Below are 12,365 nucleotides of genomic sequence, written 5' to 3' on the forward strand. Positions count from 1 at the left end.
CGGCAGCACGTCATTCCCGCGAGACTCAGCAGGGGTCGTAGTCGAACGTGAGGTTGCTGAGGAAGATCGCCTGCTGGTTGTTCAGCGCGCCGGACGTGTTGCCCAGGTTGGCGGAACGGTTCCAGTACGTGATGGAGAACGAAGAGATCTCGTTCGCGTAGGAGACCCGGACATTGCCGCTCTGGCTGGTGAAGTCGTCCACCGGCGCCGTGGCGGACGAGGCGCGGTAGGGGTCGGTGTCCGTGCCGGCACCGGTCAGTGCGGTCGCCCGGAACTGCTGGGTGAAACCCGGGGTCAGTGAGACGGCGTCGTAGTACTGGCTGCCGTTGGAGTCGATGTCGGTGACCGTGAACGTCAGGTTCTTGACGGGCCTCGAGAACTGGAAGGTGTAGGTGCCGCGGTCGTTGAACGTTCCGGCCCCCGTCGAGGTCGTCGACTGGTACATGACGAGTCCCGCACCCAGGTTGCCGACGTTGCTCTGAAGCAGGAGGCTGTCGTTGACCGCGTTGCCGAACTCGGTGCCGGACTTCATGTTGCCCGAGTAGACCGCGGTCGTGGTGAGGGTGAGGACCGGGACCGGGCCGTTCCCGTCCGGGTCGTACTTCGTCGTGGCACCGAGGATGCTGGTGCGCTGGTGCGTCGTCGTCGCGGTGTTGTCCCAGTCGATGACGGCTCCGGTGCGCGGGTCGCACGGGGAGGCAGCGAAGGCCGGGGCAGCCGTGGCGGCCGCGATCACCGGCACGGACCACGCCGCGCCGCGCACGACCGTGCGGCGAGAGGTGCGCGTCATGTCGAGCACGTCGGTGTCCAGCTTCATGGTGCGAGTCCCTGCGTCTAAGAGCGAGAACCCCCACGGCTCCCAGTTGATGACTCAACGCTAGGGAGCGGGCGAGAACGGGACGGTAACAATGCCTCTCGGCAGGGACATAGTTGAAGAACGACGGACCTTGTGGCCCCCGTCACACGGGAGCATAGAGCCGATGATCAGCAGCCGACGGCGGTCCACGTCAGGTCGCCGATCCAGATGGCCTGCTGGCTCGAACCGCCCCGGTTCCAGTAGCGGATCTCGAAGTCGGTCACCGGCGAGAGGAACTTGACCGCGACGTTGCCGCGGTTGTCGGCCGTGTCCGGGATGTTGGCCGGCGTCGGATTGCTGGCGGGGGGTCGCCAGGGGTCGGTGTAGGTGCCGGTGCCGATCACGTACGAGCTGGCGGGGATGCCGGTGCGGTTCCCCGAGACGGCCACGCGGTCGGAGAAGTTGCCGGACTGGAAGTCGATGTCGGTGATGGTGAAGGCGAGGTCGGACACTGACCGGTCGAAGCGGACGACGACGGTCTGGTAGACGTTGTCGGAGTTGGCGCTGGAAGAGTGCCACAGCTCGAGGCCCTGCTCACCGGCGCCGAGCGCACCGATGTTGCCCATCCCGGCCTCGATGTCGAGGTTGGTCTGGTGACGCGTGATGCTGCTGAACAACGTGTTCGTCACCGAGCTGTTGAAGGTGACGGTGATTGGGTAGGTCCCTGCGACGTTGTTGACCGTGGCCGTGCCGAGGTTCGCCGTGTTCTTCGTGTAGCTCGTGGTGCCCCAGTCGAGCTTCCAGCTGTACGTCGACCCGCAGGGCGAGGCCGCGAAGGCGGGCGCGGTCGTGGCGGCGGCGACGACGGGGACGCTCCAGGCCGCACCGCGCACCAGCGTGCGCCGCGTGGTCCCCAGGGGCACCCCCGAGCTGGTCTCCGTCACGAACGATCCTCCGCGTCCGACCGGCCCGTGGCGTGCCTCCTTCGCAGCCATCTGTTGCCGATCCACACCACGGTAACGAAATGCACGCCCGCGCACTGCCGAACACTCGAATCGACGGCTCCGCGGCGGCGGCCGCACCTGATCCGGGGGTCAGCGCCGGGACGGATCGAGCGCCCGCGGGAGCCCGAAGACCCACGTCCAGCGCAGCCTGTCGGCGACCACCGCGACCAGCAGTGGCACCGCGACGCCCAGCGTGGTGCCGGCCACGAGGTGCATCCACGGGTCACCCACGCCCGCCCGGTCGAGCAGGATCCGGGTGCCCGAGGCCACCACGATGTGCGCGAGGAAGATCTCGAGCGACCGGCGGCCCAGCAGGGCGACGACGCCCGCCACGGGCGTACGGGCGACCAGCGCGGCAACCGCGAGCGCGGCGACGGTCCCGGCGAGGCATCCCAGCACCCCCAGCGCCACCGTCGGGACGGTCCGCTCGTCGCCTCCGGTGGTCGGCGTCGTGGCGGTCGTGCCCAGGCCGACCCACAGCCACACCGCAGTTCCCACGACGGCCGCCACGGCGACGACCGTGGTCCTGCGCGCCGCTACCGCGTGCCCGGATTGCGTGACGACGCAGCCGATGAGGAACGGCAGGAGCAGGGCCCAGCCCCGGGTGAAGGCGTACAGCGGGTCGTAGCCCCAGACGGCGAGTGCGAGCACCGCCGCCAGGGCGAGGAGGACCGCTCCGCGGGCGCGGCTGCGCCACGGCTGCGTCAGGGCCGCGACGACCGAGACGCCGATCAGCCAGGGCAGGAACCACAGCTGGCCCTCCGGGACCCAGATCCTCGCGACGTCGGCCACGGTCACCGGGGTGTTCGCGACGGACGAGGCCGCGACCCGAACGGTGCCCTGGACGACGGTCCAGAGCAGGTAGAGCCAGACGAACAGGGTGATGCGCCGCGACAGCATCGCGCGAGGACCGTCACGCTCGACGGCTCGTCGCACGAACAGGCCGGACAGGTAGGCGAAGGTCGCGAGGTGGAACAGGTAGAGCAGCCGGTCGAGCGTCAGCGCGGTGTCGTAGGGCAGCAAGGAGGAAGACGCCAGGCCACGCTCGACATGACCGAGCACGATCGCGACGATCGCGATCCCGCGGGCGACGTCGACCGACCGGTCGCGCGCGCTCGTCCCGGGACTGGCCTCCACGGGGCACCACTATGCGGCACGGACGCCTACGATGCGGGCCATGTCGTCGGCACCGGTCGCACTGCTCGTCGTCGTGCTGACCCTCGCCGTGGTGCTGCTGACCAGCGGCCTCGCCAAGCTGCGTGACCGGCAGGCGACCCGGGACGCCTTCGACGCCCTGCGCGTGCCGGACGTCGTGCCGGCCGGCCCGGCCGCCACGGCCCTGCCGTGGGTCGAGGTCGCGCTCGCCGCCCTCCTCCTGGTGGCTCCGGCACCGTGGCTGGTGCCGGTCGCGGTCGTGGTCCTGCTGCTCATGCTGGCGTACGCCGCCCTCGTGGTCCGTGCCCTCGGGTTCGACGAGCCGGTCGCCTGCGCGTGCTTCGGCAGCCTCGGCCGCCACGAGGTGGGCCGCACCACCGTCGCCCGCAACGTGCTGCTGTCGCTCCTGTCGGCCGTGACGCTGTGGTGGGCCGCCACCGGGGGCTCCGCGCCCGGCGCGGCGGGCGGACTCGACGTCCGGGGCTGGGCGACCCTGCTCGCCTGCGCCGCCGCGGTGACGGTGGCGGTGCTGGTCGCCGGCCGCGGGGCGGACAGCGCGGACGACGCCGAGCCGCTCGACTACGAACGCCAGCCCACGCCGTACGGCGTCGTGGAGCGGGCGGACGGCCGCACCGTGACGCTCGCCGAGCTGACCGCCACCCAGGCCCGCCTGCTGGTCGTCCTCAAGCCCGGCTGCGGCCCGTGCGTCCGTACCGCCGAGAAGCTCGACGGCTGGGCCGCCCGGCTGGGGCCGGCCGTCGGGGTCGTCGCGGTCTACCCCGACCAGCCGTCGGCCGTGGGACAGACCCAGCACGACGCCGACCTGGCCGTCGTCGAGCCGGAGCTCAACATCCGGCGGGTCTTCTCGGTCGGACAGCCGGCGGCGGTGCTGCTCGGGGCGGACGGATACCTCGCCGGCGGGCCGGTCGCAGGCGAGGGCTCGGTCGCCCGCTTCGTCGACGACGTGCTCGAGGCCGTGTCGGAGCAGCCGAGTCCGTCCGATTGACGTCCGCGTGACCGGGGCCGGCTCCTAGGATCGTCGCGTGCCCGCTCCCCTCGTCTCGGTCGTCGTGCCCACGCGCGGCGGTGCCGGCCGGCTGCCCGTGCTGCTCGGCGCACTGGCGGCGCAGACCCTCGCCGAGCCGTGGGAGGTCGTGCTGGTGCTCGACGGCGACGTCGACGGGAGCCGGGCCGTCGCCGAGGCGTACGCCGACCGGGTCCCACTGCGCATCGTCGAGCGCCGCGGTGGCGACGGCGTGGGTGCGGCGCTCGCGGAAGGGTACGCCGCGGCCACCGGCGACATCGTGCTCCGGTGTGACGACGACCTGACGCCGGCCCCCGGCTTCCTCGCCGGCCACCTGGCCCGGCACCGGGATCGGCCGGTCGGCGCCCCGCCGCTGGGGGTCGTCTCGATGACCCGCGACGTCTTCGCGGACACGCCGTACGCCAGTGCGTACGGCCGGCCCGCCAACGAGCGGCTGCTCGCCGAGGCCTACGCCCGACCCGCCGGCGAGCGCTGGCGGCACTGGGCGGCGTGCAACTCCGTGCCCCGCGCCGCCTACGAGGCGGTCGGCGGGTTCGACCCCACGATGGGCTACCGCGAGGACTCCGAGCTCGGCCTGCGGCTCGCGCAGGCGGGGGTCGAGATCGTCATCGACCCCGCCCTCGAGATCGAGCACCGGGGGCCGGCACCCGACACGTCCACCCGTGCTGCACGCGCCTTCACCTCGGGGGCCTCCACGGTGGCGTTCGACGAGCGCCACCCGGGCCGGCACGGTGACGCGCCGCGGGCGACGGACCCGTGGGGGCGCGCGGTCGCGTCAGCCGCCCGGCGGATCCGTTCCCGCCCGGACGCCGCCGCGCTCGGTCGTCGGATCGACACCCTCCTCCCACACCTGCCCGCGCGGGCCCGGGCCAAGGCGGTCGCTCTGGCGGTCGAGGCCGCAGCCGTCGCCGGGCGACGTGCCGGGGACGACGCGTGGGTCCGCGACGTGCCGGACGGAGAGGTGACCACCGTCAGCGTCGTCATCCCCCACCACGGCGATCCCGCCCCGACGCTGGCCCTGCTCGAGCAGCTCGCCGCGCAGACCCACCGCGTCGAGGTGGTCGTCGCGGACGACGCCTCGCCCACGCCGTTCCCCGACGTCGACGGCGTGACGGTGGTCCGTCGCCCGCGCAACGGCGGCTTCGGCGCCAACGTGAACTCCGGCGCCGCGGCGGCGACCGGCGAGGCACTCCTCGTCCTCAACAGCGACCTGGACGTCGAGCCGACGTTCGTCGCCGACATGGTCGCGGCCGCCCGGGCGCACCCCCGCGCGGTGCTCGCCCCGCGGATGGTCGACGAGCACGGCACCGAGGCGTGGGTGGGGCGTGACTTCCCGCGCGTGCGGCACGCGGCGGCGGCCTGGCTGACGCCGCTCGCGCGCTTCCGGGGCTCCGATGCCTGGCACCGCGCGGTCGGCCACGACGTGCGCGCCCACCGGGCCGAGGCCGAGGTGGACTGGGTCGTCGGGGCTGCGATGTGGATCCCTCTCGCCGACTTCCGCGCGGTCGGCGGATTCGACGAGCGGTTCTTCATGAACTCCGAGGAGGTCGACCTCCAGCGCCGTCTCCGCGAGCGCGGGCTGTCGGTGGTCTCGCTGCGCTCCCCGACCGTCGTCCACGAGGGCGGGGGCTCCTCGCCGTCGGACTCCCGGCGTCGCTGGCTGGTCGAGGGACAGCTGCTGTACGCCGACAAGTGGGGGTCGAAGCGGGGCCTGCAGGCCGCGCTGACCACGGCGACCGGCGTGAACCTCTTCGTGAACGCGACCCGTCGCGCGGCCGGTCGCGACATCCGGCCGCTCGAGGTCGCCCGCACCGAGCTGTCGATGATCCGAGGCCCCCGATGACCCGCGCGCTGATCCTGTCCGAGCACGACCTCGACGGGTGGGGCGAGCGCTACCGCCGCGGGGAGGTGCCGGCTCCGCTGCCCTACGGCGTCGACGCGCTGGCCGACGACCTCGGCTGGGCCCTCTCCGGTTCGCGTCGTGCGGTCGACCCGCGGTGGAGCCGGCTGCGCGACGTCGTCGAGCACCGCGCGGGCTTCCCGGTCGAGCAGACGATCCGCGGGGCCGGTGAGGTCCGGCGCAGCGATGTCGTCCTCGCCCTGCTCGAGCGGCAGGGGGCGGCGGCCGCGACGCTGCGGCGGCGCCGGGTGCCGCCGTACGGCTCGACACCACTCGTCGTCTGGTCGTGCTGGCTCGCCGACGACCTCCGCTCGGCGGCCCCGGCGGAGCGGGCGCGGCTCAAGCACCGCTTCGACGGGGCCGACCTGATCACGCACCTGTCGCGGCACGAGACCGAGATCTTCACCGACCTCGGCATCAGCGAGGACCGGCTCTTCCCGGTGACCTACGGGGTGAGCCACGACTACTACGTCCCGGGTGACGGACCACGCGACATCGAGCTGCTCGCGGTCGGCCAGGACCGCGGACGTGACTACCGGACGCTGTTCGACGCCGTGCGGGGCACCGACCTCGTGCTCGACGTCGTCTGCAAGCCGGAGAACCTCGCCGACCTCGACGTGCCCGACAACGTGCGGCTCCACGGCGTCGTCCCCCTCACGGAGTACCGCCGGATGCTCCAGCGCGCCCAGGTGGTCGTCGTGCCGACCCGTGACCTCGCCTACCCCACCGGCTCGAGCGTCGCGCTGGAGTCGGCGTCGTCCGGCGCCTGCGTCGCGGTCACCGGCACGCGCGCGATGCGCGACTACTTCACCGACGGCGTGGACTCGCGGCTCGTCGACGAGGGTGATGCCGAGGGCTGGCGCGCGGTGCTCGCCGAGCTGCGCGACGACGCCGCCCAGCGCGTACGGCTCGGCGCGGCCGCGCGGGCGAGCGTGGAGGCGCGCTTCAACGCGCGCCACATGTGGACCGAGCTCGCCGGCGTGATGCGGGAGCGCGGGCTGGTCTGAGAGCAGCCCGACCGTCAGGACGTCGGCGCGCAGGCGGGCGGCACCGCCCAGAGCTCGTAGTCACCCGCCTCGGCGACCATGCTGAAGCCGGCGCTGCCCGGCACCGCCTCGATCCCCTCGTAGGTCGGCTCGAGCCAGGAGTAGTACATGACCTCGTCGCCGCCGGTCAGCACGTGCGTGATGCCGAGGTCCGCGACGGCGGCGCAGACGTCGTCGTCCGACGCCGCCTCGTCGAGCCGTGCATCCACCAGGTCCGTCTCCGGGGTGCCCTCGTAGAACGGACCGATGGGGACGGTCCGGGGTCCCATGAGGTTGAGGAAGCCACCACCACCGAACGGGTCCATGGCGACGATGCTGCCCGGCTCGAGCTCGTCGGCGAGCGTGCGCAGGTCGACCAGCTCGTCCGCGGTCGCGTAGTAGAAACGCGTGTCGCGCGGGAAGTAGCTGTCGCGGATGCTGTCCTGCACCGAGGTGGTGGCCGGGACCGCGACGACGGCCACGATCGCGAGGCCCAGGACGCCGCCCCCGACGCTCGCCCACCGAGGGACGCGCTCGAGCTGGCGGACGATCGTGGCCACCGTGACGCACCCCGCGAGCACGACGGCGACCCCAAGCATGTTGGCGATCCGGGCGTAGCCCGACCACCAGGGCCACGTCAGGTACGTGACCGGCAGCCGGTCCCCGAACTGAAGGAGCAGGGCGAAGGCGAAGGTGACGGCCCAGGCCACGGCGACCCCCCGCCACGCCCGGGAGACGAGTGCGATGCCGACGCCCGCGAGCGTGAGGAGAGCGAGGACCCCGCCCGCCCAGAGCGGGACGTCCCCGTTCTTGAGCAGCAGGAGCACCGCACGGCGCGTGGACAGGTCGGGCACCACGGGGACGTCGAACATCGCAGGCTGGCGCGGCACGATCCAGGCGGCGACGACGACCACCAGGACGCCGACGAAGCCGAGCACCCACCACCGACCCCACGTCAGCACGGTGGGCGCGGTCAGCCCGAGCGCGAGCACTGCGATCGTGTACGCCGCGTTCGGCTGTGCCAGCGCGGCTGCGAGCGCCGCGGCACCGAAGGCCAGCGCAGCGGCCACGACGACGCGAGCCGGTGGCCGTGTCGGACGCATCGTCGCGAGCGCGAGGGGGATCAGGGCACCCGGGACGAGCGAGGCCGCCACGAGGTTGGCCCACGCCCCGCCGAGGGAGAGCAGGGCGACCGGCGCGTAGAACAGCGACAGCGAGATCAGGCCAGCCGCGGCGAGCACCCAGCCGTTCGGCGAGACGACGCGGCGGACGAGCGCCACCATGCCGAGCGGCCACACCAACGCGGCGCAGACCAGGAGCACCGTCTGCGACGCGACGACGACCTCGGCCCCGGTCCACGACGCGACCGTGGCAGCCAGGCTGTGGAGTCCCCCGGGATAGCTGATCGGGTCGTAGAACCACACGTCGCCGGACTTCAGCGGGCTGGCGGAGTCCTGCTGCACGAGCTGGTCGACTGCTTGGAGGTGGAACTGGATGTCCGGCATCTGGGAGACCGCGTCGGCGCGCGTGGTGCCGTGCACCACCTTCCATCCGGTGGCGACGGTCGCCGCCGCGACGCCGCCGGCGAAGCCCCAGGCCGTCCAGTGACTGCTTCCCGCGGGAGCGGGCTCGGGATCGCGGCGCGTCAGCAGGCGCGCGAGGACGGCTCCCACGGCGGTGACGACGAGAAGGACGAGCACCCCGCCGACCATGGACCAGCCCAGGCCCACGAGGTCGGCAGCGGTACCGCCGACGAGCAGGACGGCGAGGCCCAGCGGTGCGGCCACGCCCAGGGCGTCGAACAGGTCGAGTCCGAGTGCCTTGGCGACGACCAGTCCAGGGGCGAGCAGCACGACAGCGGCGACGAGCACCGGAACGAGCGCCCCGGACCAGTCCACGGTGGTCGAGGGATCCATGCGCCACAGGGTGTCAGGTCAAAGCATCGCTTGCCGCACGAACGGTCACGGAGCGACCACTGCGACATGGTGCCTTCAGGCCCAGGTCGACCGGATCGTCTCCTCGAAGCGCGCCCGACCGTAGGTCTCCTGCGCCCAGCCCTGCACCCGGTCCGACCGCTCCTGGGCGGCCTGCGTGTCGGTCAGGACCGCCACCAGCGCGTCCGCCACGCCGGTCGGGTCGTCGGCCAGACCGGCGTAGAGGTCGTCGCCGTCGATGCCCTCGGCACCGACGGTCGTGGTCACGACGGGCACACCGTGGCAGAGCGCCTCGACGGTCTTGAACTTCACGCCCGCGCCCTGGAGCACCGGCACCAGCGCGACCGCCGCCGCCTCGTACTCCGCCCCGAGGTCGTCGACGAAGCCGGCCAGCTCCACGCCGCTGCTGGCCGGCAGGCATCCAACTCGGTCCCGCAGCTCCTCGCTCGCACCGCCGCCGACGAACCGCAGGCGCGCGCCCGGGTGCTGCGCGACCACGGCGGGCCAGACGTGCTCGATCGCCCAGAGGGCGGCCTTGTTGTTCTCGTCGCGAGCCAGGTAGGAGACCACCACGACGACCGGTTCCGTGGCCGGAGGGTGCCGTGGCTCCGTCCCGTCCGAGAGCGGAGGGTGTACGACGGTGTGGGGCGGGTTCCCGAGCAGCTCGGCGTCCTTGTCGCTGAAGACCAGCACCTCGTCGAGCCTGGCGACCATCGCCTTCTCGTGCCCTCGCGAGCGCCTCGCGACGCCCTGCCAGTAGCGCTCCTCCTCCGGGGAGTCCTGCGGCTCGCGGGAGAAGGACTGGCTCATCACGTCGTGGAAGGTGCCGGTGATCCGCGCGGTGGGGTTGAGCCGCCGCAGGAGCCGGACGAGGCGGATCGACTCGGAGTACTGCAGGTCGATCACGTCGGCCTCACGGACGGCGGCGCGGGCCTCGCGCGACCTGAGCAGGCCCACGATGAACGGGACGAACGGCATGCCGGGATCCCTGCGGTGCCGCCAGGCTCCCTCGACCGTCATCGCCAACCGGTTCTGCACCTTGCCCGCCAGGCCGAGACCCTGCTCGTGGCCCAGCAGCAGGAGGCGTCCCGGCACACCCGGCTTGTTGGCCGACTCGTGATTGAGGCGGTTCCCCACGGTGAGCATGGTCAGCTCGGTCTCGCGCTCGAGGAGGCGTTGGAGCTCCAGCAGGTAGCGGCCACCCGCGTGGGGCACGCCCTCGTGGCCGACGTACATGCTGATCAGCACCACGCGCGGTCGGGTCACGTTCGGCATCCTCCCAGACCTCGCGGCACCTAGACTCTCGATTCGTCCCGACCTAGGAGTGCGATGAAGCGGCTGATCCTGGCCCCCCACATGGACGACGAGGCCATGGGATGCGGCGGCCTCATGGCGAAGCACCCCGACGAGTGCACGGTCGTCGTGATGACCGACAGCGGCGAGGTCCGCGCGCAGGAGCACGCCGAGGCGATGAGGATCCTCGGGGTCACCGAGTCACGGGTCCTCGGCTTCCCCGACGGCCAGACGCCACAGCACATGACCGAGATGGTCGGCGCGATCGACGCGATCATGGCCGAGCTCAGGCCCGAGGAGCTCTACCTCCCCTACCCGTCGCTGCACCAGGACCACATCGCGGTCTACGAGGCGGGCATGCGCTCGTGCCGCGTGTCGATGTCGCTCGACCACTGGTACCCCCCGAGCGTCTACGTCTACGACATCGCCGTCTACGACGTGAACCTCTATCCGACCGACCTCCGCTGGAACGTCTTCGAGGCGCTGACCGAGGAGCAGATCACCGCCAAGGAGGCGGCCTGCCAGGCCTACCAGTCGGAGATCCCCACCGACGTCCACCCGATCAACAGCGTGCGCCAGATCGCGGGCGCCCTCGGACAGGTACGGCTCGTGCCGTACGCCGAGCAGTACGCCCTGGTGCGGACGGTCCGCCGGTGAAGGTCGCCATCCACCAGCCGGACCTCCTGCCCTGGCCGGGGTTCTGGTTCAAGATGCTCAACTGCGACCGCTTCGTGCTGGCGGTGCACGACCAGCTGCAGAAGCACTGGGTCCAGCGCCGGGTGATGATGCGCGAGACGTGGGTGACCCTCCCGCTGGAGACCAAGCCGCACCTGATCCCCATCAACGAGACCATCGTCAAGCCCGGGTGGCAGGACCACCTCGAGAGCTCCATCACGGGTCGCTACCGCGGCGCGCGGCACTGGAGGGAGCGGAGCGGTGACGTCCTCTCGATGATCCACGCGGTCGACTCCCACAACCTCGCGGACATCAACCACCAGCTGATCCTGGCGATGCGCGACTACCTCGGGATCACCACCGAGGTCGTCGTGACTGACCCGCCGCAGGAGAAGGCAGCCGACCGGGTGCTCGAGCAGCTGCAGATGGTCGGCGCGACGTCCTACCTCTCCGGCACCGGCGCGAAGGACTACCTCGGTGAGGAGGAGCAGGCGAAGTTCGCCGCGCTGGGCATCGGCCTCGAGTTCTCCGACCACCAGAAGACGACCGGCGACTCGATCGTCACGGTGCTCATGGACCACGACGACCCGATGGAGATCGTGGCGAAGGCTGCTGTGGGCCACGCATGACCAGGCCCCGGCGGCTCACGCCGCTCTCGCTCGCACGCTCTGCAGCAGGCCGGATCCGCGACGGCGTACGGCTCACGCGGGCGGACGTGCGCCTGCGCGGCGTCGTGAGGGCAGTGGCCGGCGCCACCCGATCGTCCGACACCGCTGCGGTCGTGCACCTGCACTACCCCGAGGTGTGGGCGGCCGTCGCGGACCGCCTGGACCTGCTCCCCGACGACGTCGATGTCTACGTCACGATGACCGACGCGGCCTGGTCGGAGCGTGGAGCCGTCCTCGCACGGTGCCCGCGCGCCCGCGTGATCCGTACGCCCAACGTCGGTCGTGACGTGCTGCCCTTCATCCGCGTGGCCGCCGGCCTCCGTCGAGCGGGCTACTCGGCGGTGCTCAAGCTGCACGGCAAGCGGAGCGTGCACGCCGATGACGGCGCCGAGTTCCTGGACGCCTGCCTGACCGAGCTGCTGCCGTCGCGCGACGGTGCGGCCGAGTGCCGCCGGCTGGTCACCTCGGGCGAGCTGGCGCTGGTCGGACCCGAGTCGCGGCTCTACCCGCTCGCGATCCACGTGTGGTGGAACATCGACGACCTGCGGTGGTTCTTCCGGAGGTGGCGCCCGGACCACGTCGGCAGGCTGGACAAGCCCACGGAGCTGAGCTTCTTCGCCGGAACCATGTTCTGGGCGCGGCTCGACGCGATCGCGGACTGCCTGGACGTCCCCACCCACCGCTTCGCTGTCGAGAACGCACAGATCGACGGCACCATGGCCCATGCCCTGGAGCGGCTCTTCGGGATCGTTCCCGAGGTCGACGGCGAGGCCATCGGCGTCTCCGGACCGGTCGGCCAGCGCCGTGTGGCCCACGACGAGTTCCAGTGGCCGGAGTGGGCGCTGCGCAAGCCCGAGTGGGAGTGAGGGG

11 protein-coding genes are annotated in these 12,365 nt (G+C 72.2%); 6 read left to right on the forward strand and 5 right to left on the reverse strand.

What is annotated here, in order from left to right:
* Positions 1-25 precede the first annotated feature (25 nt).
* The 3 genes from F4692_RS04400 to F4692_RS04410 all read right to left on the reverse strand — a co-directional run bounded on the left by F4692_RS04400 (position 26) and on the right by F4692_RS04410 (position 2,937).
* Complete coding sequence (locus F4692_RS04400; protein WP_179617620.1) at positions 26-817, reverse strand: hypothetical protein; 792 nt, start codon at positions 815-817, stop codon at positions 26-28.
* A gap of 167 nt (positions 818-984) precedes the next feature.
* A complete protein-coding gene (locus F4692_RS04405; RefSeq protein WP_179618384.1) occupies positions 985-1,740 on the reverse strand; it encodes a hypothetical protein in 756 nt (251 codons plus the stop codon).
* 150 nt (positions 1,741-1,890) lie between these two features.
* A complete protein-coding gene (locus F4692_RS04410) occupies positions 1,891-2,937 on the reverse strand; it encodes an acyltransferase family protein (RefSeq protein WP_179618385.1) in 1,047 nt (348 codons plus the stop codon).
* A 40-nt stretch (positions 2,938-2,977) separates the two neighbouring features.
* On the opposite strand from F4692_RS04410, the gene F4692_RS04415 reads away from it, so the two are divergent.
* The 3 genes from F4692_RS04415 to F4692_RS04425 are packed head-to-tail and all read left to right on the forward strand — an operon-like array spanning position 2,978 to position 6,907.
* Positions 2,978-3,961 carry a TlpA family protein disulfide reductase gene (locus tag F4692_RS04415; protein ID WP_179618386.1) on the forward strand — a complete coding sequence of 328 codons (984 nt, stop codon included), beginning with the start codon at positions 2,978-2,980 and terminating at the stop codon, positions 3,959-3,961.
* Positions 3,962-3,998: 37 nt separating this feature from the next.
* Positions 3,999-5,843: a glycosyltransferase family 2 protein gene (locus F4692_RS21720; protein ID WP_218858147.1), complete on the forward strand. Its 1,845-nt coding sequence runs from the start codon at positions 3,999-4,001 to the stop codon at positions 5,841-5,843.
* On the forward strand, positions 5,840-6,907 hold the full coding sequence (locus F4692_RS04425; protein WP_179618387.1) for a glycosyltransferase: 1,068 nt from the start codon (positions 5,840-5,842) through the stop codon (positions 6,905-6,907). Before F4692_RS21720 ends, F4692_RS04425 begins: the two co-directional genes overlap by 4 nt.
* A gap of 14 nt (positions 6,908-6,921) precedes the next feature.
* On the opposite strand, the gene F4692_RS04430 is transcribed toward F4692_RS04425, so the two are convergent.
* On the reverse strand, positions 6,922-8,841 hold the full coding sequence (locus F4692_RS04430) for a DUF6541 family protein (RefSeq protein WP_179618388.1): 1,920 nt from the start codon (positions 8,839-8,841) through the stop codon (positions 6,922-6,924).
* A 75-nt stretch (positions 8,842-8,916) separates the two neighbouring features.
* Entirely contained in the window at positions 8,917-10,125 is a 1,209-nt protein-coding gene (locus tag F4692_RS21530; RefSeq protein WP_179618389.1) for a glycosyltransferase, read from the reverse strand.
* 63 nt (positions 10,126-10,188) lie between these two features.
* On the opposite strand from F4692_RS21530, the gene F4692_RS04440 reads away from it, so the two are divergent.
* The 3 genes from F4692_RS04440 to F4692_RS04450 are packed head-to-tail and all read left to right on the forward strand — an operon-like array spanning position 10,189 to position 12,361.
* Positions 10,189-10,809, forward strand: a complete 621-nt coding sequence (locus F4692_RS04440) for a PIG-L deacetylase family protein (protein ID WP_179618390.1) — start codon at positions 10,189-10,191, stop codon at positions 10,807-10,809.
* Positions 10,806-11,456 carry a WbqC family protein gene (locus F4692_RS04445; protein WP_179618391.1) on the forward strand — a complete coding sequence of 217 codons (651 nt, stop codon included), beginning with the start codon at positions 10,806-10,808 and terminating at the stop codon, positions 11,454-11,456. Before F4692_RS04440 ends, F4692_RS04445 begins: the two co-directional genes overlap by 4 nt.
* Complete coding sequence (locus F4692_RS04450; protein ID WP_179618392.1) at positions 11,453-12,361, forward strand: rhamnan synthesis F family protein; 909 nt, start codon at positions 11,453-11,455, stop codon at positions 12,359-12,361. Before F4692_RS04445 ends, F4692_RS04450 begins: the two co-directional genes overlap by 4 nt.
* Positions 12,362-12,365: the final 4 nt, after the last annotated feature.

Source organism: Nocardioides cavernae, assembly GCF_013410035.1.
In the GTDB taxonomy this organism is placed as follows: domain Bacteria; phylum Actinomycetota; class Actinomycetes; order Propionibacteriales; family Nocardioidaceae; genus Nocardioides; species Nocardioides cavernae_A.